Here is a 22051-nt window from a genome sequence, read left to right as displayed (position 1 = left end):
CTTTTTTCCGTCATTTTTTATTTGGGCTTGTTTTCTTTTTTATTGATATACATTTTTTTATCAGCTTTTTTGATGGATTCATATATGGTTTCCACGGATTCTATTACTTCTACCCCATAAGATATGGAAATATGGAATCCGAACCGGTTCGTATCGCTTAGATTCTGGTTCACACTGCCAAGCAGCTTAAGGACAGGATTTTCGCTAATCTCTTCTATCACCACGATAAATTCGTCGCCCCCAAATCTCACCACAAAATCATTCTCACGCAGCATATTGCTTAAAGTGCTTGTTATGAACTTTAATACATTATCTCCGGTTTCATGCCCATAGGTATCGTTAATACCTTTAAAAGAATCAACATCAATCATTGCAACAACAAACTGCTGTTTTTTTATCTCATTATTTTCACTCTTAATCCAGTTATCAAAGAAAAACCTTGTATATGCACCAGTCAGGGAATCATAATTGGCATAATTTAAGCAAGTATCCCTGCTGTTCTCCATGTTCTCGATCATGCGGTTTGCCGCCCTTACGAGACTCATATATAGTACAATGAAAATCAATGATAACCCAAGGAAAAACCCAAGGATGCTAAACAGGGATACCCGGTTAATATTTGCATAAACATCATTTGTCGGTTTGCTGATAAAAACCAACAGGTTTTCAACAACCGGCTTTGCCACACACATATAATTCTGCTGTCCCAAGTGTCTGTCATATAATTTTTCCGGCTTTATATCCTCTAACAGCGGGCTGCCGGATTCTAATATCTTCACCTTAAATCCATCGCTGGATAACTGGAAGATTTCCTGTGAAATATCTATTACTATAATATCATAGGCGATCAACTTTTTTTGATATAAAATAGGGGAATACACGATGATATTTGAGCGGTCCCCTTCTTCTTCATATTTATAGCTGGTCTCCGTTGAGCGGTCAAACAAATTTAAGTAGCGGTCCGCCTCCTTTCCCCCCGGATTATACAGGGCCAGGGGGACATCCCCTACACATCTGACCGCAAAGCTAAGATTTCTAATGATCTTGATTCCATCACTATATTTAGGGTATGTCAGTTCCTCAAGCTCCGACCAGCTTATTTTCCCGTTGTTGTAATCCAATATCAAGTCCCTTACAGGGGTTCTGCTGGATATGCTGTTTGCGCTCGTTCCGCAATTATCGAATAATGCAGTGATTGTCTGCCGTTTTGACTCCGCAAGTATGCCGTAATTTTCTTTTACTTGTCTTTCCAGTTGATAACTCATTGGAAGAAAAACAATGAGAAACAATATTATTATTAAAATTGAAATAAACAAAAGATATTCCTTTTTGATGTTTAAAACAATCTTATTCATCACCCACCACCCTTCTTGAAATGAGCTTATTTTATCAGCCTCTTAAGAAACGGTCAGCCTCCCCCAGAACCAGCTTTGCGAACGGACCCTGTCCCATCCCAGCGCTCATGGTGAGCTGTTTTATCTCCGCCTAAGTTGCTTCTGATCCTTCCCTAAACCACTTTTCAATACTTTTTGCATCACCAGGCTTTGCAAAATAATACCCCTGGATATAATCGCATCCCATCTCCTTTAGAATCTGCCTTTGCTCAATCGTTTCCACCCCTTCGCATACCACCTTTAAGTTCAGGCCGTGGGCCAGCTCTGTGATGCTTTTTATCACCTGTTGCTCTGTTTCGCTTTCAAGAGCTCTTCCTAAAAATGACTTGTCAATTTTTAATATATCAATAGGAAGAACCGTCAAATAGTTAAGGGAGGAATACCCTGTGCCAAAGTCATCCAGCGCAATGCTGACCCCAAGGGACCGCAATTTTTTAAGAATTTCAATATTATTTTGGGAAAATTCCAAAAGAACACTTTCCGTAATTTCAAGTTCCAGCTGGTTTACCGGAAACCGGGTCTCATCCAGAACCCTTTTTACCTGATCATAGAAATTCTCATTGCGCAGCTGATGTACAGAGATATTTACGGACAGCTTTCCAAATTTATAACCGCTGTCAATCCATGCCTTTCCCTGCTTACATGCATTTTTTAATATCCAGCTGCCAAGAGGAATGATCAGTCCCGTATATTCGGCCACCTCTATGAACTCAAGAGGCAGGATCATGCCCAATTCTTTTGAATACAGCCTTGCTAAGGCCTCTACCCCTCTTATCTCATCCCTTAACAAATCCTGCTGCAGCTGATAATAAATAAGAAGGTCATCATTTGCCAGGGCTTCCCTGATACATACCTCCACATTGGATTTTCTGATAATTTCATCATGCATCTGTGCGTCGTAGATGCAGTACTGGTTCTTTCCGCTTTCCTTTGCCTTGTTAAGAGCCGTATCTGCGTTCCGAAGCACATTATTTGCGGTCTGGCCGGCTTCAAGACCATGGACAACGCCTATACTGACCGATAAATAAACGGATTTATCCATCAGTACAAAGGGGGCACCAAAGATGCTTAGGATGTTCTGGCAAATCCGTTCCACCTCTCCGATGTCCTCATGATCCCTGATGAGAATTAAAAACTCATCCCCTCCGAACCTTGCCACCATATTTTCCTGGCCCAGGATCTGTGACAGCCGGTCGCCTACCTGCTTAAGCAGCTGATCGCAGAAATCAAGCCCAAGGAGATCATTGTGGATTTTGAAATTATCCAAATCAATCATAAGAATGGAATACCTGCACAGTGTCTCTCCTATGTTCCTTAAGGTATCTTCAAGGGTGCTCATAAACCGTACCTTATTAGGCAGCCCTGTCAGCGTATCATAAAATGCCATGTATTCCATTTTTGATTCTTTCTGCTTCCGGTCATCAATATTGGATACAGCCCCTGCAATCTTGCCAGGAAGGCCGTCACCGTCAAAATAGACCTTTCCCTTATTTAAGACCCAGGTATAGCTGCCATCCTTATTTTTGATGCGGTATTCCCGGTGAAATTCCCGGGTCTCTCCCATTAAGCAGGAATCAAAGGCAGCCAGCACTGCCTGATAATCCTCCTGATGAATGGTTTCTTCCTGTAAGATCCCCCGGAGTCCATGCCCTTTGGGGGCATTTCCGGTAATATCAATCCATTTATCGGAAGTAATGATTTCATCGGTCATGAGGTTCCATTCCCAAAGCGCATCATTCGCACTGTCAAGAGCCAGGGTATAGCTTTCCTTCAGCCTTTCCAGCTCCTTGTGAAGGCTGGCAAGATGCTGAATGTTTTCATCCTTTTTAAAGAGCCCCATCTGCACATAGATAAGAACTCCCATAAGAATCAGTATCAGCACCGAGATAAAGCCTATGACCGCTCCGTTGGCATTGATGCTATTTCCTTCCTTTGACAGCTTCATTGTCCAGTAAGTATCCATCACAGGGATCTGGACAATGTACGAATCTCTGTCCATCCAGGGGGAATCCCCCCAGATGAGCCCTCCTTTTTCATTATAGATGCTGATGTGGTAGGAATCAGGTACCGCCTCCCGGATCACCTTGTCCATATAGGTATTAAAGTTAAAAACCACAACAAAAAATCCGTTAAACTGATCGTCCTTATAAAGAGGATATCGTATCACAAGCCCCATTAAATCCCTGGTGTTCTTTAGGATAAAAGGGTCATTGATCGTAATTGCCCTGTTTTTGATCGCCTTGTCAAGTGCTTCCTCCACCTCCGGACGTCCGCGCAGGGAGGCACCCAGGGTATAATCATAAGCACCGGGATACACCATATCCGTGACCGTATCCTTATCTTTGTGCTGTATGTAGAGGATGTCCTGGTTTTCCTCCATGTATTTGGCTGCCAAAATGTCAAACTTGTACTTATCGATTTTATCATCAATTTCATAATTATAAGCAAGGGAGGTTAATACGCCTTCTGTTATTGCAATATGCTGCTGCACAGAATAGGACACAGATTGTCCGATGCTTGAAAGAAGATAATTGTTTTCTGACTGCTGGGAACGCAAAAGAACGAAAACAATCGTCATGAAAATGATAAGCATAATGACCGTCTGTACGGCTATATATCTGGTATACTTATTTCTCATTACAGCCACCTCGGTACTGGTTTATTTCTCCATAACCGGGAATTTCATTGATTCTCTTTCACAGGTTATATACATCTGAATCATTGAAACACAATCCCCCTATGGAGTATATAAAAATAATCTGCTATGAATAAAGTATACAGCAGATTATTTTTTTCCACATACTCAATTATGTAGTATATTTGAGTTTTTTGTCAGAACTCCTTTGTATCCAGTTCTGTTTTTGAATGAATATCAAGTTTACTGTACACACTTCTGAGAATCGTTCTGACAGTTGCTTTAGATATATACAGCCTGTCAGCGACCTCCCTTGCAATTACCCGATCCCTTGCAAGCCGCGCAATTTCCCTTTCCCTTGGGGTCAGGGGCAATGCCCCATTTTTCCAGCTTCATTTTCCATTTAAAGATTCTGTCATAATAAATTATTTTCCTATAATTTACCATAAAAATCGACATATTTCAACATATTGTAACATGCCAGACATGAAAATGCATTTGAATGATATCTCTGAAACACACTTTTATTTATACTTTTAATATAAAAAAGAGGCCGTGTTTACTGGTCATAATTACCCCATTAAACTCAGCCTCTTGATCTCTGAAATTAATCAATATACTATTCTGTAGGTCTTGAAAGTGTACCTTTCATGGTCAGGCCGTTTCAGACCGGGATTCTTATAATCTAAGCCTTATTGTCTCCGGTTTTCAAATACCCCTCCGTGATAACAATAATAATGGTCTGCATCCAGAGATATAAGATTATTAAGCGAAGCTTTGGCCGCATCCAAATCCAGGGTATAATGCGGATTTGCGATGACCAGCTGATTGCCCTCAATGACTGCGGCATCTCCTGTGATAACGGAATTGCTCTTCTTTAGATATAAAGAAATATGTCCCGGCATATGCCCCGGAGTATCTATGATCTCACAGCCGCCGCCCCAGTCAAAATGTTCCCCGTTCTTAACCTCTATATCAACGGAAACAGGTTTGATCCCTCTCAAGGATTCACAAAATTGAATTCCAAAAGGCTTTTGTTCTTCCGGCAGCACATGAAGCATTTCTTCCGCCTGCAACAAGCGCAGCGATTTTTTCTTGCCTGAGATATACCCGCTTTCCGTATGGCCTGACACGACCTTAATCCCAGGATATTTTTCCTTTATTTCAAATAAAGCTCCCATGTGATCGTCGTCATGGTGAGTGATCAATACCTTTGTTAAGGAACTTGGATTAACACCCTTTGATTTCATCTCCGCCTCTAATAAAGGAAGGAAACCGGGATATCCGCAGTCCACAAGAACAACATCATTGGCGCTTAACAACAAAACCGGATGAATTATCCGGGTTTCATTATGATATTGAAAATTTATATCCATCATAATTATCTGATCCATTTTACATTACCTCACAAAATTTACTAGCGGACTGCAGACTTGTATTGATTATATAACTTGTCTGCCTTTTCAGCAATGAGAAGATATTTTTCCCTGATCTGTTCCTGATCGGATAAAACGAGATACTGCTCCTGCCGCAGCATGTTAATCAAATCTTCAACCTGTGTATAGTAAAGAGCATTCCCATAATCTCCCGACAATTTCTCCCTCACGATTTTCTTTCGTCCAATAACGGACTTGCCTCTCCCTTGCAGAACAGGTTGAGCCTGTGAAGAGCCCTTGTGCAGGCGATGTATAATAACTTTTTATCATCCTGGCTGTGATACGTTTCAGCATCAGCGTCACAGATTAAAACAGCATCAAACTCAAGCCCTTTTGACATATACACCGGTATAATAAATACGCCTTGTAAATCTGTTGTGCTTTCGCTTTTTATTAATTGGACATCAGCTTTATCCTTTAAGCACTCAAAGAGGAAAATAGCACTTTTTTCAGTTTTACAGATTAGTCCGATTGACTGGTACCTCATTTCCAGACAGGATTTCACTTCTGATACAATCATATCATGATACGATAATTGGTCTTTAGCCGCGTATATCTCCGGTTCATCTCCTTTTCGGTTGAAGCTCTTTATCTCTGTACTTTGATCAAGGAATCTTAACCCATAATTTAAAATTTCATTTGTACATCGGAAGCTTTTGTCCATAGTAACAAGGGAAGATTTTTTCTTATTGAAGATTTTTCTGATCAGTTGGTAGAGGGATAAGTCTTCCCTCTTTTCCAGGGTCTGGTTAATATCCCCCAGGATCGTAAATTTCGCTTTTGAAAACAGAAGGTGAAAGATTTCAAAATGGAGGGGATAGTAATCCTGTGCTTCATCAATTACTACTTGCTTAATGGCTTTATATTTATTGATCCCGTATATTTTTAAATTCAAATAAGTGAGAACCGTTGCATCATCATAGTATAGCAAATTGGTATCTAAATTTTCCTGGGTAAATGTTATAATGTGGTCCATGCAGCCGGGAAGCTCTATGCCTTTTGCCAGGCTGTAAAAATATTCTTTGTCATGGAACAGCTTTCTATAAACATCCTTTATATCAAGTTCCATAAATTTCAGCATTTCATCATTAATCAGTATTTTCTCTGATTTTTTTAAGCGGTATTTCTTTGACTCGCTGATCAGCTCCAAGATATATTCCCCTATCAGCTTTAATCTCATACCCAGAGGAGTTTCGTTTCTACCGGATAATACTTTCTCTTTTATCATTTCTCCGCTTATGATACACTCACCGCCATAGCAGACATCCTCAAAGTTCATCCATTTGTGGGGCAGATCATCAATAAACCGATCCAATATCTCCAAAAACTGGCGGGATGTTTTGAATTCAATACTGCTTTTTATAATATCCCTGTATTGAGTATTTGAGATCAGGTTTTCTAAAAATTGATTTCTCGATTGAACATGCTCATTCTTCAGTACAGAAGCAATGATATCTTCAAATACAACCGAAACAACATGATCTTCTCCAAGCTCGGGCAATACATTGGAAATATACTGCTCAAATAATGAGTTTGGCGAAATAATTAAAATATTATCAGCGGACAGTTTTGAGGACAGGCCCTGGTACATAAGGTAGGCTGCCCTGTGAAGAGCAATGGATGTCTTGCCGCTTCCTGCCACTCCCTGTACCATCATTAAATCATTTTCCATATCCCGGATGACAATGTCCTGTTCCCTTTGAATGGTTTCTACAATCGTTTTCATCTTAGGAGAAGTATTCTGGGACAGCAGCTTCCTTAAAAATTCATCCACAATCTGTACATCAGCATCGAAATAATACTCCAGTTCCCCTTTGCTGATTTCATACTGGCGCTTTAAATTGACCTCTCCTGTGATCCTTCCGCCAGGGGCATCATAAAATACCTGTCCCAATACAAACCGGTAAAAGACGCTTGCTATGGGTGATCTCCAGTCATAAATAAAAAATTCGTTTGTATCATCTTTCTTTAAAGAGGTGCGCCCGATGTAGATATCTTCGAATGTATCTTCATCATCGAACTTAAAATCAATCCGGGCAAAATAAGGGGATTGGATCATGTTCTCCAACAACAGGATTCTGTTTTCTACCGCTTCATAATCGGCGATTTTATCTGTGATCGGATTTGCATACTGGTTTAAGTCGGCAAGGGCTTCAAAGCCTTCGCTGCTCCATAGATTTGATATGGAGTGAGACGTATTCTCACGCAGCTCTTTCTTGGCAGAAATTATGGCCGACTTATTCTCTTCATTGCGCTCTCTTGCTTGATCCAGCTGTTTTTTCGCTAAAGCAATGGTTTGTTCTAACCTGCTCTTTTCAAATTCTAATTCCGTCCGGTTATCTTCCATAACAAATACCACCTCTCTCATAGAATCGGCAGAAAACTTATTTCCTAAACCGTTATTCAAAATAGTCTAGCACAACCAGAATCAGAAAAACAGTCTTGTTGTGGCTGACTGTATGTGTTATAATTAAGGTAGAGAGAGAAAGGTGATTGCCGCAGACGCACAATCACCTTTCTTTTCCTATATGTTATTTTTTATAAAAACATAAGTCCCGGCCTGTACAGCAAAGGTTATTACATGACGCTGCTGTTATAAAGCTGCTTTCTTTCCTGCTATACATAAGCCGAAAAACTCCCTGCTGACAGCAGTATTTTTCAGCTTTGACTGACTGAGCAAGTTTGTTATTTCATCGACCGTATATGAGGCATTGAAAGAAGTCAAAAATCCCGGACGGATTTCCTTCGGCCTGGTTGAGGAATAAATAAACCACTTGATCAGAGGATTCACATCACGGCGCATGTCTGTGATGCAGAAAAGTCCCTGGGGCTTTAAGACTCTGTCTATTTCATTAAAAACCTTTACGGGATCTTCCCATTCATGAAGCGATCCGTTGGAAAAAACAGCATCAAAGGAGCTTTCAGAAAACGGTATCTGCATACAGTTGCCTTCCACATAGTCAGTTCTTTTTTCAAAACCGTAATCCCTCGCATTCTTTTCTGCGAGCCTGATCATTTCCCGGCTTATTTCACATCCGGTAAGAGCTGCATCTGGAAATCTTTTAAGCCATTCCAGACCCACATACCCGGGACCGGGGCCGATCTCCAATACATTCCCTTTTGTAATCCCTGCTTTGATGAAGCTGTCTACATTGTTCCAGCCTTTATCCCGCATGATCCTGGCAAAATTATCGAAGATTTCAACCGTTATTTTATCCTGAATGCCTTCATTTGTTTCTATGATTCTTTGCTTTCTCATGATCTCTCCCCCTATAAACTCAAACGATTAAACGATTCTTCCGCCCAGTCCAGCTCCGCCCGGTAATGGTGTTCATGATGGCTAAATATAATATTTACCATTGTCCGGTCCTCTTCAGGCACAAAATGCATGGTCTCTTCCCTATGTTTTTCAATATTGGATATTGCTGTATTAAGCTTATGGATATAAGCAGTTAAATGGCTTAAAATCTCTGTATTTTCAATGTAATCAGAGAAGTAAAATACACCGTCTGAAGGAAACGTCGGCCGGTATTCAAATTCAACCAGTCCGGCGATCATTTTCTTAAATGCCACCATTCCTTTATCCGTAATCGTATAAATCGTTTTTTCCGGCCTGCCCCCCGGCTTTTCCCTGTTTGCAGAAAGCAGATCATCTGTTTCCATCTTTTCCAGATGATAATAAATCGTCGGCAGCTTGATCTGTGTAAAATCGGATAGCTGCTCTGCAATGATCTTTTTAATCTGATAGCCGTGCTGCGGGCCGAATCTTTGAAGTAATCCAAGAATATAAAGAGGGATCATAAAATTCACCTTTCCAAACAATTAATTAGTCAGTACTGACTATAATTATACTCAGCACTGACTAATTGTCAAGAATAATATTGAGAATGGCTTTTTTCCTATTTCCCTAACCGCGCCTTTTCAAGGACAGCAATATCCAGCTTTTTCATCTTCAGAAATGCCTCTGTAATTCGTTTCACTTCTTCCTGGGTTCCGTTTGTCAAAATATCCTCCATGTTCTCAGGCACGATCTGCCATGATAAGCCAAACTGGTCCTTCACCCAGCCGCATTGCTCGGCCTCGGGAACAAAGGAAAGCTTATCCCAGAAATAATCGATTTCCGTCTGGTCTGCACAAGGGATCATAAAAGAAAATGCTTCATTAAACGTAACATCCCCGCCTTGTCCATGATCCATGGCGATAATCTGGTTTCCCTGGATATTCAGTTCACTATAGTTTATTTTTGCCCTATTATCCATAGCCTCTCCCGCCTGATAATAGTTTACATACCCTTTTGAGGATCCATCAAATACGGAAAGGTAATAATTCAGGGCTTCTTCCGCACTGCCGCATACACTTTCCGAAAACAGCAGGGTTGGTCTGATTCTCTGATGCTCTTTCATATCCTCAACCAGCATGATCTGCCAGCTAAGACCATATTTGTCCTGGATCCAGGCATACCGCTTGCTGAATGGATACTCTCCCAATGGCATAAGTTCTGTTCCTCCGGCCGATAAACTGGAATGCAGTATGTCAACCTCCTCTGGGCTGCCGCAGGCAACCATAAGAGAAATGGAAGGGTTAAAGGAAAAATAAGGCCCGGCGCTAATAGCAGAAAATCTCATACCGGCAAGCTTAAAATCAACGGTTTGCGCATCACCTGACGGAGTATCGGTGAGTGTGCCGGTATGAATGATCCCTGAGTCCTCAAAAAGCTCTACATACCATTTGGCTGCCTCAATGGCTTCTTTGTCGTACCATAAATGTGGAATTATTTTCTGCATAGTGCTGACCTCCTAAAATTTTTATCTGGCTGACGCATATTATAAACGATTTCTACGAATGAATGCGCCTTTTTCACTACCAAGAGCATAATGCTCCTTCTTCATAAAGGTAATCCAAAAATACCTTTGCCATAAAAGACATTTTCGCAGGCAACCTTTCATTGTATCCGTTTCATTAATGCTATCATACCGTATCACATATTACAATTATCCCATTATATTTTTAAAATAGAGTGCAGTCCTTTTTCAAGGAATGCACACTGATTTCAAAGTCAAATGGAATGATTCCCTTCTGAATAATCCAGCACAGACCAAGCTGAGCCAATTCGATTTATTATCGTATGAAATTAGTCATAACATGGTCTTCTTCTACAGGAGCAGGTATATTCTCTTTTTCTGCATCAATGATCTTTAGCAGCCAGGCCATTGATCTGGCATTTTTGCGGATAGTCTGGATTCCTTCCTCGTCCTTAATAATTTCCCCTTTATCCATACCGTATGCTACTGTCCAGTATTGGGACGGCGGCATAACGGTCTGGGCTAAGTTAAGATAGTTATTAAGCTGATGTACTACATCTACACCGCCTGCGCGTCTTACAACTGAAATGGAAGTTGCAACTTTATATTTGAAATAACCTGAGCTTGTGAAAAATACCCTATCCAGAAAGGCCTTCATTGTTCCTGCTATTCCTGCATAATATGTTGGGGATCCAAGGATGAAACCGTCTGCCTCCCGCATCTTTTTTGCAGTCTCATTAACAATGTCATTTTTGAAAACACAGTGATTTCCTTCGGAAGTCCAACAGTATCCGCAGTGAATGCACCCGTGGATATCTAGATGACCTATTTGAATGATCTCAACTTCTATCCCCTGCTGCTCCAACTCATCTGTCATTATCTTGAGTGCCTGATCTGTATTACCGTTTTTACGTGGACTGCCATTAATTGCTATCACTTTCATAAATCCACACTCCTTTCTTTACTATACGGAAAGTATAGACCCTACACTTAGATGTAGGTCAATAGTATAAATAAAAATTATTATTACATTATTCGACAATTTTTATAATCACTCCAGACTTAGATTTAACATAGTCTATTATAATTATCGAAGAAAAGGAAATTATAATATGACAGATTCTATATTTTTCATTATTATCCTTGACCTAGAGCTAAGTGTAAGCAGTATAATATATAAAAACTATTTGAGGTGATAAACGTGAACTATACCATAGCACAAGCTGCTAAAAAAATGAATTTAACAATATACACATTAAGATACTATGACCGTGAAGGGCTGTTATCTAACGTGAAAAGGGATAAATCAGGCAGCCGCATTTTTACAAAGGATGATATGGAAATGCTCTCGCTTATATGCTGTCTTAAGAATACCGGTATGCCTATTAAGAAAATAAAGCAATTTACAGACTGGCAAAATGAAGGCAACCAAACCCTTCATACCCGTAACGATATGTTAGAAAATCATAAAGAAGACATTTTAAAGCAAATCGATGATTTAAAAAAACATCTTTGTTCGATTGACCGAAAGCTGGATTATTACCATGATGCCTGCCAGGCCTATGATACGAACTCACCTATTCCAACCTGCTGCGAATATACGGGTGATGAATCAGAATTTTAGTCTGCATTTAGGCTCACCATCGTCTTTTCATTGTTTTTCGCCGGAACCGTTTTATAGATTCCTCAAGCCTTTGAAAATCCAAAAAGATGATACATGAAGCGGGGATTCCTTGATGTAAAATCTTGTACTATTATATTAATTCTAATCATATTTTATTAATAAAAAGATTAGAATGGGGTTAGCACATTGGTAAAAGTTAAGGTTCATTTACAGCCATTAGTAGGTAATATAAATTTACCCACTGTTTTAAAAACAGCCATACTTCCGGGTGACAAGGCAGAACGATTATTTATTGCAACCCAAATCGGAGAAATCTTTTACATAGGAGACGGAGCTATAGAAACTTTTTTAGATATCCGCCCTAGAATTTTAGAACTGGGGGGTTCTTCCGGCGGGTATGATGAACGTGGATTACTGGGATTAGCATTTCATCCCGACTTTTATAAGAATGGCCTGTTTTACCTTCATTACTCAGTTGCCGGAACGCAAGGTCCAGGTGCTCTTCCTTCATTTTTTAAGCCTGACCCATGCGACCCTGCAACCTTAAACTTAAAGTGGACAAATAGAGAAACGCAGTATAATCACATTGATACCGTTGAAGAGTGGATCTTACAATCCAATTCCCAACCTCAAAAACGCCGTACATTACTTAGTATAAGACGGCCATTCCTAAATCATAATGGTGTCAACAGCTTAAACTTTTCACCAGAAACAGGAAAGCTTGTTTTAACAACCGGAGATGGCGGCGCAGGCTACGATCCATTTAATTTAAGCCAGGATGATATGGAAATTGCCGGTAAAATAATAGAAATTGACGTGGGGGAGAATACATTTAATGATAATCCGCCCGTTATCACACGCTTTCAAGAGCTTCCTGTACCCTTTCAGGATACGCTTACGGTTATTGCCAAAGGAGTCCGCAATATAACAGGCATTTCATTTCAAAGGTTTAACGATCAATATATCAAATATGCAGGCAATGTGGGACAGGATCTGGTAGAGTCGATTTTTTCATTTGTTGATTATAAACCCATACCGGTTACCAAGCTTATCCAATCTTCTATGATGAATCCCCAGCCTGATCAAGAAGGATTTGTTAACTTTGGCTGGCGTAGCTGGGAGGGTGCTCTCCCTACTTCAATTATAAGTAACTGCTCAGCTAACCCGGCTTTAAATGAGAAAATAATTGCTTATTACGATGAAACAATAACAACATCGGTAAAGCGCTTACCGCCACTCATCAGTTATTTTCATCAAGATCCACGGCCCGATAAATTTGGGGCAACTGCGCTTACAGGAGTCCAGCCATACATGGGAAATGAAATCCCCGATTTAACGGGAAGCATTGTGTTTACTGATCTTGCCAGGAACGAAGACTCTCCGCCGCCTGTCAGAGGGGCTTTAGCTTATACCACGGTAAAAGCAGGTTGTGAACTCCAGGATTTTAGTGTTATTGAAACTGATTATGATTTTGGTTCTAAATCAGCCTATTTTGTTGGCTTGGGAACGAATCTGGATCAAACCAGGCTATATTTAGGGGTCTATGGGTCTATGAAAGTAACTGATTTAAACCAGGGTACTATTTTTGAAATTATTCCATGAATATTAAATACCAATAAGAAGGAGAGATACTTATGATTATCAAGCCATATACCAGAAAAACCCATTATTATGAAACCGACCAAATGGGGATTATACACCATGCCAACTATATTCACTGGATGGAAGAAGCACGGGTGGATTTTATGGATCAAATTGGCTTCAGCTATGATCGCGCAGTCAGCACTGGAATCGATTTTGCACTATTAAGTATTTCCTGCGAATACAAATCTATGGTCCGATTTGGTGAAACTGTTAACATTCAGGTCTCGATTTCAGCCCTCTCTGTTTCTAAAATGACTGTCCAGTATCAAATGACGGATGCAGCCACCGGCAAATTAAGGACAATCGGGGAAAGCACACATTGCTATTATGATGCAAACAGGAAGCGCCCGGTTTCTTTAAAAAAGTCTCTGCCTGATTTATATGATTTATTTACTTCTCTCTGTGAATCAGAATAAGTTTGATATGGCTTAAATGTTGAGCATAAAAATACCGCCAACCGTAATTCAACGGTTGACGGTATAAACTTATCTTATCCACTGAATCTTAACAGGAAGACCAGCAAGATCAATCGTCACAACATTTTATAATTTGAACACAAGCTGTCGCGGTATTATTGTCAAGATCTGGATCTGGTGTTGTTGAACTGACTTGTGCTGTATTAATTATTTTACAAGAACATGTTTGCCGTATACATCCTTTTATAAGAACGACTCTTGATGTGCCTGCTGGTATTGTGCCTAAGTTAATACTTCCAGGCCATGGCTGGAAAGCAAAACCATCATCCAGTGAATACACCGGCTTTTTAAGAATGTTTGCCAAGCTATCTGTTAAAACGACATTCAGAGCATCTGCTGGGCCTGCATTTGATACCACGATTGTAAACTCCACCAATTCTCCGCGGCAAGCCTCTTTCTTATTTGCAAATTTCTTCACAGAAACGTCTGCTTCTGTTTCTTCAGCTGCCGCTACTGCTACACATATTGATGATACGTTGTTAAACAGATTAGGATCCGGCGTTGCTGAGATTGCAATTGCCGTATTATTAATACAGCCTGAAGCTGATTCTGCTACTGTACCTCTAATGATAATTGTTCTTGATTCTCCAGCCGGCAATGCCCCTATATTAAGGGAGCCCAGCCATGGATTAAAGGTTGCCCCTCCATCGACTGAAAATATCGGTTCTGTAATGCTTGCTGAGATATTATCATTTACAATCACATTTTCTGCAGTATTTGGTCCTGCATTGGATACTACAAGAGTGAAGGTTATCATTTCACCTGGAGCCACTGGATTGGGGCTTGCAGTTTTTGTAATTGAAACATCAGCCCGTGCAGGAGCTAATATTGGCGTCTCTGTCGTTGAAGTGTTGTTCTCCGGATTTGGGTCTGGTGTAGGGGAGCTGACGGTTGCTGTATTTATAATAATGCCTGCTGCCGTTGGGCTTACAGTTCCTCTTATTACTATAATTCTTTCCGCTCCTGCCGGTAATGTTCCTAAATTAAGAAATCCTGGCCATGGATTAAATGTTACTCCTCCATCGATTGAGTACTCTGGATTAAGAATAGAACTTGGTATACTATCCATCAAAAGAACATCCTCTGCAGCATTTGGACCAAAGTTATTCACTACAATTGTATAGCTAAGCGGCTCTCCTGGTATCGCAATCGCCTGATTGCTTTGTTTTTCTACAGCAATATCTGCTTCGACAGCTGATACTGGAGTTTCTAGCGTTGAAGTGTTATTCTCCGGATTTGGATCTGGTGTCGTGGAGCTAACGATTGCTGTATTGGAAATCACGCCTGTTGCGTCAGGGCTTACAGTTCCTCTTATTATGATAACTCTTTCTGCTCCTGCCGGTAATGTTCCTAAATTAAGAAATCCCGGCCATGGATTAAATGTTACTCCTCCATCGATTGAGTACATTGGATTAAGAATAGAGCTTGGTATACTGTCCATTAGAAGAACATTCTCTGCAGCATTCGGACCAAAGTTATTAACTATAATTGTATAGCTAAATGGCTCTCCCGGTATAGCAACTGCCTGATTACTTTGTTTTTCTACAGCAACGTCTGCCTCGACAGCTGATACTGGGATTTCTAACGTTGAAGTATTATTCTCTGGATTTGGATCTGGTGTCGTGGAGCTAACGATTGCTGTATTGGAAATCACGCCTGTTGCGTCTGGGCTTACAGTTCCTTTAATTATGATAATCCTTTCTGCTCCTGCCGGTAAAGTTCCTAAGCTAAGAAATCCTGGCCATGGATTAAATGTTACTCCTCCATCGATTGAGTACATTGGATTAAGGATAGAACTAGGGATACTATCCATTAAAAGTACATTTTCTGCTGCACTTGGGCCAAAATTATTAACTGTTATCGTATAGCTAAACGGCTCTCCTGGGACTGCAATTACCTGATTACTTTGCTTAACTACAGCAACGTCTGCTTCGACGACTGCTACCGGAGTCTCTAAGGTTGAAGTATTATTATCTGGATTTGGATCTGGTGTAGGTGAGCTGACCGTTGCTGTGTTCGTAATGACGCCTGTTGCTGTTGGGCTCACAGTTCCCCTAATAAGAACAATTCTTACCCCTCCTGCCTCTATTGTTCCTAAGTTAAGGCTTCCGGTCCATGGTTGGAAAGTTACTCCGTCATCTATTGAAAACTGTGGATTGAGTATACTAGTAGGAATACTATCCGTTAGAAGGACACTTTCTGCATCGGCTGGGCCAAAATTTGAAACTATAATTGTATAGGTGAACAACTGCCCTGGGACTGCAGTCTGATTATCACTTTGCTTTACTACAGCAATGTCTGCTTCGCCTGGTAATTCTTCAACCATAAGAGGAACTGGGTTGGATTCTTCTGAAAAGTTACCTGGTATGCCACCCTCAACAGGTGTATATGAGTAATCGATAGTTGCTGTATTTATAGCAGGATTCGGATTCGGAATGCCTTCAACTCTTACCTGAAACGTCACTTCCGTGACGGATCCACCTGGAATATCCGGCAGCGGAAAACCTATATTAGGATCAACTCCCAGCTCAGGAACTCCATTAACCGTTACACTTCCAGGTATGAATAATAAACCATTTGGTACATTATCCCTAAAAAATACATTAGTCAGAGGACTGGTACACGTATTTGTTAATTTAACTGTATACGTTACGATATCGCCCACATTTGCAGTAAACGTGCTGCTTGATTTAACTGGGGTAAATATTGGTACTAAGATTTCCTGTAAAGCCACATCATCAATTGCATAATCGTTCCCTACAACAGCTTCTCCTTCACTGAAGAATTCTACTGTAATTTGAGTGTTATTCATAGAATTAATGACAGTTCCTATTTGTTTCCACTCTGGTGCGTTTATATTAACTGGAATCTCAACTCCTAATGCTTGCTGAAACAGTACATTACCGTTTTGATCCAGGATTCTGACACCTAACTGTGCTGGCGGAAAGCCTGTTACTTTAAAAAGATTAAGAATCCATGTGCTGAATAAAAAATTAGTATTTGGTGTAACCGGTACTGTAGACCTAAAAAATACGGCTCCTGGGTTAAACCCATTTACTACCATCATTCTTCCGGTTTCATTTCCTGTCGTATGGTCAGCGATACGCCACCAAGCCCCTATAACATTGCTCATTGCATCTGTCATAAGATTTTGTACCGTATATTCTCCATCAATTGGTGTAAACTTAGTTGGATCCGGTACTACATACGTAAAATCTGGTGTAACATTGGGATATGGTGCGACCGCAGGTCCTGTATTCGCTGGTGTCCCTGGCGGAAAGAATCCAAACGTTCCGTTATCTGCATCTGTAATAAGATTAGTATTGGATACAGTTGTACATGGGTCTAATATCGTTGTAATCGGTGTATAAATCACTGGGCCATTTAGTATATTTTGGTTGGTTATATCTGCTCCTGTTACTGTTATTAATATTGTGTTAGGTGTTAAACAATCCAAGTTTGTCGACCCTGCGGGTGGATTCGCGACGAAACTAATGGGGGGTGTTGCAGCTGTAGGAACTGGCCCTGCTACTGCCAGGGTAAAATTACCTGGTGTTGGTACTCCCCCCGCAGTACCAAACGCCTCTACGATTCTATAGCTGCCATTTGGAACATTAATAAATGCATAATTTCCTGCAGCATCCGTAAGAACTACAAGCCTGACACCTGTTGTTGTATTCTGTAATACGACAGGTACATTCGCTATTCCAGAATCTCCAGCATCTATCGAAGCACTTCTATTTCTATCAAATATAATTTGACCTGATACTGTTGCCATATCATCACTCCTTTATATGAATTCTGTAATACTATAATATTCTGCCAAGCTCTCTTTGGTGACATCCCCGTCCTTTTGTACTTACTCCAACTTTTCATACTTCACGTCTTATTCTCCTTGTTTTGGTAAAAAAAAGAGAACCTTTTTACAGTTCTCTCAGCTTTACTTTTGACTATTTCATTTGATACCACTAAAAATCCTTTCGCTGCCATAAATGACTAAACGGTTCAGTTACTTTAAGCGCATCCTTTCCTTAATATGTCCTATCTTCTCCGGTGGACATTGCTACTATCTACTGGAATTTACCTGAAAGGAAATTGGCTATGGTACCTACATCTTTATTGTTTCCGGAATCATTTATTTCCTGGTCCAGCTCATTATCATTTGTAAACGACCCATCAGCCCCTTGAACGTAAACAGTGGCTATAGGTTCTCCAGACGCCCCATCATAGTTGTCTTCAACAATAATAATTATATCCTTCCGTCCATCCTTATTTACATCCTGAAATGAAACTGCTTTAACATCTACGCTATAAGGAAGAGCTGCATAGAAATTATAAAGAACATCTCCATTTTCATTGGTTAAATAAAATACTACAGGTATATGGTTACCACCTGTTAATTTTCCTGATACGAATTTAACATTGCCCCATGAATTTAAATCCACCATAAAAGTTTGATCTTTGATAAGCTCTAAGCCGTTAATATTTTTAAGATTATACGGAGTAAACTCAAACGTGCCTTCCGGAAGGCTCATGATTGTATCTCCTGATCTCTCTGTTATTGTAATCGTAGCAGCAAGGGTATTATCAGGTTTCAATAAAAGTTCAACGGTTCCCTTATTTTCCCTCGAATCATTAACAAGCTGGCACTCTGCTGTATCATTGATAACAGTTCCTTCAAAATCTGCGCTATCCATATTGTATGCCGGGCCTTTGCCCACTGCACTGATCTCCCCTTGTATCTTTCCATCCTCAATCTTTGAAATTATAATAGATACTCCGCCATTGTCAGGAAAACCAAAATCTGTATTTCTAACCCATGTCTTTTTAAGGTATTGCTTATAGTCAATTGTATTACTTGTTGATGCAGCCGTTGTAGCCGCTGCAGTTGTTGTTATGGGTGTACTCTCTTCTTGAGATTCGGCCGTTGCACTATTTTCTGTAGAAGCTTCCAAGGACGGCTTCTCATTTTGTTGCAGTTTATTGGTTGAATCATTTTTCCCACAGCCTATAATAATGAGAGAGGTTGTGATAATTGTGAACAGTATCTTTTTTTTATTCATTCTTACCTCCGATGGCAGTTCTGTTAGACTTTGTTGATATATAGGATCCTGCGTATATGAAACAATTCATATTATATCATTATCTCTTTCAGCTTTCTATCTTTATTTGTTAATGCTCTGTCCGGCAGTTGGCGCTGTACCTTATATATTTTTTCAGAGGTAATATATCCATTGGAAATATCGTTTCCGGGCAGTCCTCTATTATATTTTCAATATCATCAATCTTCGTCCAACGAATATCTGTTGCCTCATCTGTTTTAATAGCAGGCTCTCCTTCCGCACACCAAATAAATGCCATCATGATTAAAGAATAAATCAAGTAGCTTTTTGCCCTAAAATATCCAGGCAAAAAATGAGATACCGTTTTCACGGTATCTCAATAGCCAATGAAACTGCCTAAAATCAAGCCTCTGTTAGTCTGGACGAATACTCTGCTTAAAGTGGAATATATTCTCCGGGTCGTATTTGCATTTAATCCGCATAAGTTCCTGATAATTGGTACCATAATATGCGTTGGGCCAGTCTTTTATAAAAACATCAGGCCAATTGACGTAAGTTCCATTCACAAATTTTAACATAGCTCTTCTGAGACTTTCTACCCAATGTATATTTGGCTCTTTTTCATTATCAGCTTTCCAGCGTGTTATGTACTGCATGATATAGTTTGCATCACGATGGAAATAGGCCGTTCCATCTGGAGGAATATCCCTGACCGCCCCTCCCAGACTTTGAAATTGAACCGAGTTATCTTTGTTTGGGGAAGTCTCCATAAAGCAAAGCAGGGTTTCTATTGCCTCATCAGGTAAACTATGATATACAAAAGCTCCCGTGTTTTTAAACTTATGAGGACCTAGCCCGCCATCAAACTTTATTACTGCTTCAATATATGGGATTGTCTGAATTTCAATCTGAATTGGATTGCCTGCGGCAGTTAATGGTTTTAGTAAGCATCTCAGTTGATCTTCATTGCCTAAAAATTCACCGGCTGAAGAAATACGGCCATCTTCTTTGGTAAACAGGTCTATAATTGATGTCAGCCGTTCATCAACAAACGGTGCCCAGGCCTGCCATGCCTTAATGACTTCTCTGGCATCCGACCAATCCCAGGTAATATCATAAACAGCAACATCTGAAATAGGATGAACATTAAAAACAAATGATGTTACTATCCCGAAGTTTCCACCCCCGCCTCCCCGGAAGGCCCAAAAAAGATCAGGATTCGTGCATCGGTCAGCGCATACTACTTCCCCCTTTGCATTAACCATCCGGACTGCTATTAAGTTGTCACAAAGCAGGCCCATCTCTCTTGTCAGCATGCCAAATCCCCCTCCTAGCGTAAGTCCGGCAATGCCAACAGTCGGGCACGTTCCTCCCGGAATAGTAACTCCCCTATCCCATAAGGATTCGTAAATCGGCAGCAGGGTAGCTCCGGCCCCGATCGTTGCTTCCATATTCGTTTCATCAAGAATGACTTTGTTCATTTCGCTTACATCTATGACAATTCCGTCATTCAATATTGAAAAAGCTTCATAACTGTGCCCTCCACTGCGGGCACGTATTGGAATACAGTTCTCTCTTGTCCATTTTACCGCATTAATAACATCCTGGATCTCTTGGCAGAATACAATAGCCAGGGGATACTTTGAGAATCTCGTGTTATAATCCCTACGGGCAATCTCATAACATGGATCATCTGGGAAAACAATTCGGCCAGTAAGCTTCGTCATTTTGGTCCTTTGCCTCCAAACAGCTTTTTTATTCATTATATATAACATATGCCTTCTATTTTGACTTTAATAATTATTTTAAGGTCCACAGGGATAATAATTATAAATCTGTAGGTCATAGAAGCCGGCCTAAAACTTAGCCTATCTTCTTCCCATGTTTTTTTACATTTTTCCTAATAAAATGCAATTTTATATTTATTATTTTGTTTGATATTGATAAAAATATAGTATTTTTATGAGGCTTATGATATAATGTGAGAAATTAATATATTAATTTAAAAAACTTACCGTTTTATTTTATAACTGATTCTTATTTAAATCTTTCACTCAAAAACTTACTATTTTTAAAATTCACAAAGGCGGTAAGCTTCCATGAATGAAAAATCTACAAACAGTAGCGAATGGGTATTTACTCCGAATCTTTACAGCAATCATATTCCTGATGATTTTTCTTCGGTATCTTCTTCCTCTGAATTATTTAGATTAATCATTGATATTATTCAGGATGGCATCAGCGTATTAGATCCAACTTTAAATATTAAATATGCTAATACTGTTATGAAACATTGGTACTATAGCAAATCGGAATCAAACATGGAAAAATGCTATCAACGTTTCCATAACATTAATACTCCATGCGAAGTATGTCCTTGTATAATGGTACTGGAAACAAAGCAGCCTCAAATGGAAGTGGTTCGATACCAATTAGATAATAAAGATATCGGTTGGCAGCAACTTTTTGCGGTTCCTCTTTTAAGCAGAGACAATGAAGTTGTTCTAATTATAGAGTATGTCCGTGACATTACACTCCGCAAAATCGCCGAGGATAACTTCCGTGATCTGGAACAACAAAAGAATGTCTTGATAGATGCCTTAAAAAACCGTGAACACAGCAGAGATGAATTTGAAAAAATTATTATCAACAATATTGAACGATATGTAAAACCCTCTTTAAATTATCTTAAAAAAGTAGTGAAAGAAGAAGATATTCATATGGTAAGTGGTATTATTGATGAAATCATTTTACCCCTGACAAAAACCCGGCCTTCACAGGTAAGCATGTTAACACCCAGGGAATTGCAGGTTGCTTCGTTAATTAAGCAGAATTGTCCAAGTAAAGATATTGCAGATAGATTATATATCACCAAGAAAGCTGTTGACTATCACCGTGCAAATATCAGAAAAAAAATAAATTTAAAACGTGAAGAAAATTTGCAGGTGTATCTGGAAACTCATCTATAATTATATTG

The 22051-nt window shown here is 39.8% G+C and carries 18 protein-coding genes; 4 read left to right on the top strand and 14 right to left on the bottom strand.

The window, feature by feature from the left end; translation table 11 throughout:
- Nucleotides 1–17 precede the first annotated feature (17 nt).
- The 10 genes from AC27IJ_RS24040 to AC27IJ_RS23995 form a co-directional block, all read right to left on the bottom strand.
- Nucleotides 18–1355, bottom strand: a complete 1338-nt coding sequence (locus tag AC27IJ_RS24040) for a GGDEF domain-containing protein (RefSeq protein WP_487151103.1) — start codon at nucleotides 1353–1355, stop codon at nucleotides 18–20.
- 130 nt (nucleotides 1356–1485) lie between these two features.
- Nucleotides 1486–4032, bottom strand: coding sequence for a bifunctional diguanylate cyclase/phosphodiesterase (locus AC27IJ_RS24035; protein ID WP_312502584.1), 2547 nt, complete (start codon nucleotides 4030–4032; stop codon nucleotides 1486–1488).
- 194 nt (nucleotides 4033–4226) lie between these two features.
- A complete protein-coding gene (locus AC27IJ_RS24030; RefSeq protein WP_312502586.1) occupies nucleotides 4227–4403 on the bottom strand; it encodes a helix-turn-helix domain-containing protein in 177 nt (58 codons plus the stop codon).
- A 318-nt stretch (nucleotides 4404–4721) separates the two neighbouring features.
- Nucleotides 4722–5423, bottom strand: coding sequence for an MBL fold metallo-hydrolase (locus AC27IJ_RS24025; RefSeq protein WP_312502588.1), 702 nt, complete (start codon nucleotides 5421–5423; stop codon nucleotides 4722–4724).
- Between the two features lie 23 nt (nucleotides 5424–5446).
- A complete protein-coding gene (locus tag AC27IJ_RS24020; RefSeq protein WP_487151100.1) occupies nucleotides 5447–5635 on the bottom strand; it encodes a hypothetical protein in 189 nt (62 codons plus the stop codon).
- Nucleotides 5632–7812, bottom strand: a complete 2181-nt coding sequence (locus tag AC27IJ_RS24015) for a HelD family protein (protein WP_487151098.1) — start codon at nucleotides 7810–7812, stop codon at nucleotides 5632–5634. The genes AC27IJ_RS24020 and AC27IJ_RS24015 overlap by 4 nt, the downstream gene beginning before the upstream one ends.
- A gap of 246 nt (nucleotides 7813–8058) precedes the next feature.
- Nucleotides 8059–8724: a class I SAM-dependent methyltransferase gene (locus AC27IJ_RS24010; protein WP_312441225.1), complete on the bottom strand. Its 666-nt coding sequence runs from the start codon at nucleotides 8722–8724 to the stop codon at nucleotides 8059–8061.
- An 11-nt stretch (nucleotides 8725–8735) separates the two neighbouring features.
- Nucleotides 8736–9266, bottom strand: a complete 531-nt coding sequence (locus tag AC27IJ_RS24005; RefSeq protein ID WP_312441224.1) for a PadR family transcriptional regulator — start codon at nucleotides 9264–9266, stop codon at nucleotides 8736–8738.
- 98 nt (nucleotides 9267–9364) lie between these two features.
- Nucleotides 9365–10249 (bottom strand): VOC family protein, encoded by an 885-nt coding sequence (locus tag AC27IJ_RS24000; RefSeq protein WP_487151095.1) that lies wholly within the window; start codon nucleotides 10247–10249, stop codon nucleotides 9365–9367.
- Nucleotides 10250–10583: 334 nt separating this feature from the next.
- Nucleotides 10584–11210 carry a flavodoxin family protein gene (locus AC27IJ_RS23995; protein WP_312441221.1) on the bottom strand — a complete coding sequence of 209 codons (627 nt, stop codon included), beginning with the start codon at nucleotides 11208–11210 and terminating at the stop codon, nucleotides 10584–10586.
- Nucleotides 11211–11468: 258 nt separating this feature from the next.
- On the opposite strand from AC27IJ_RS23995, the gene AC27IJ_RS23990 reads away from it, so the two are divergent.
- From AC27IJ_RS23990 to AC27IJ_RS23980, 3 genes are all read left to right on the top strand, one after another.
- The gene (locus AC27IJ_RS23990) at nucleotides 11469–11891 is read left to right on the top strand and encodes a MerR family transcriptional regulator (RefSeq protein ID WP_312441220.1); all 423 of its coding nucleotides are present in this window, start codon (nucleotides 11469–11471) and stop codon (nucleotides 11889–11891) included.
- Between the two features lie 186 nt (nucleotides 11892–12077).
- A complete protein-coding gene (locus AC27IJ_RS23985) occupies nucleotides 12078–13493 on the top strand; it encodes a PQQ-dependent sugar dehydrogenase (RefSeq protein WP_487151092.1) in 1416 nt (471 codons plus the stop codon).
- A 32-nt stretch (nucleotides 13494–13525) separates the two neighbouring features.
- Entirely contained in the window at nucleotides 13526–13951 is a 426-nt protein-coding gene (locus AC27IJ_RS23980; protein WP_312441218.1) for an acyl-CoA thioesterase, read from the top strand.
- 109 nt (nucleotides 13952–14060) lie between these two features.
- Here the strand turns inward: AC27IJ_RS23980 and AC27IJ_RS23975 are convergent, their stop codons facing one another.
- From AC27IJ_RS23975 to AC27IJ_RS23960, 4 genes are all read right to left on the bottom strand, one after another.
- Complete coding sequence (locus AC27IJ_RS23975; RefSeq protein ID WP_487151090.1) at nucleotides 14061–17789, bottom strand: SdrD B-like domain-containing protein; 3729 nt, start codon at nucleotides 17787–17789, stop codon at nucleotides 14061–14063.
- Nucleotides 17790–18081: 292 nt separating this feature from the next.
- A complete protein-coding gene (locus tag AC27IJ_RS23970) occupies nucleotides 18082–19074 on the bottom strand; it encodes a hypothetical protein (protein ID WP_487151088.1) in 993 nt (330 codons plus the stop codon).
- 109 nt (nucleotides 19075–19183) lie between these two features.
- Nucleotides 19184–19444: a hypothetical protein gene (locus AC27IJ_RS23965; protein ID WP_487151086.1), complete on the bottom strand. Its 261-nt coding sequence runs from the start codon at nucleotides 19442–19444 to the stop codon at nucleotides 19184–19186.
- A 43-nt stretch (nucleotides 19445–19487) separates the two neighbouring features.
- The gene (locus AC27IJ_RS23960) at nucleotides 19488–20801 is read right to left on the bottom strand and encodes an FAD-binding oxidoreductase (RefSeq protein WP_487151084.1); all 1314 of its coding nucleotides are present in this window, start codon (nucleotides 20799–20801) and stop codon (nucleotides 19488–19490) included.
- 372 nt (nucleotides 20802–21173) lie between these two features.
- Between AC27IJ_RS23960 and AC27IJ_RS23955 the strand changes: the two genes are divergently transcribed.
- Nucleotides 21174–22043 (top strand): LuxR C-terminal-related transcriptional regulator, encoded by an 870-nt coding sequence (locus AC27IJ_RS23955; RefSeq protein ID WP_487151082.1) that lies wholly within the window; start codon nucleotides 21174–21176, stop codon nucleotides 22041–22043.
- The last annotated feature ends 8 nt before the right edge of the window (nucleotides 22044–22051 follow it).

It is taken from the genome of Lacrimispora sp. YZC11 (assembly GCF_057543815.1).
Note: the sequence above shows the minus strand (reverse complement) of the source record. Positions and strands in the feature narration are given on the sequence as shown.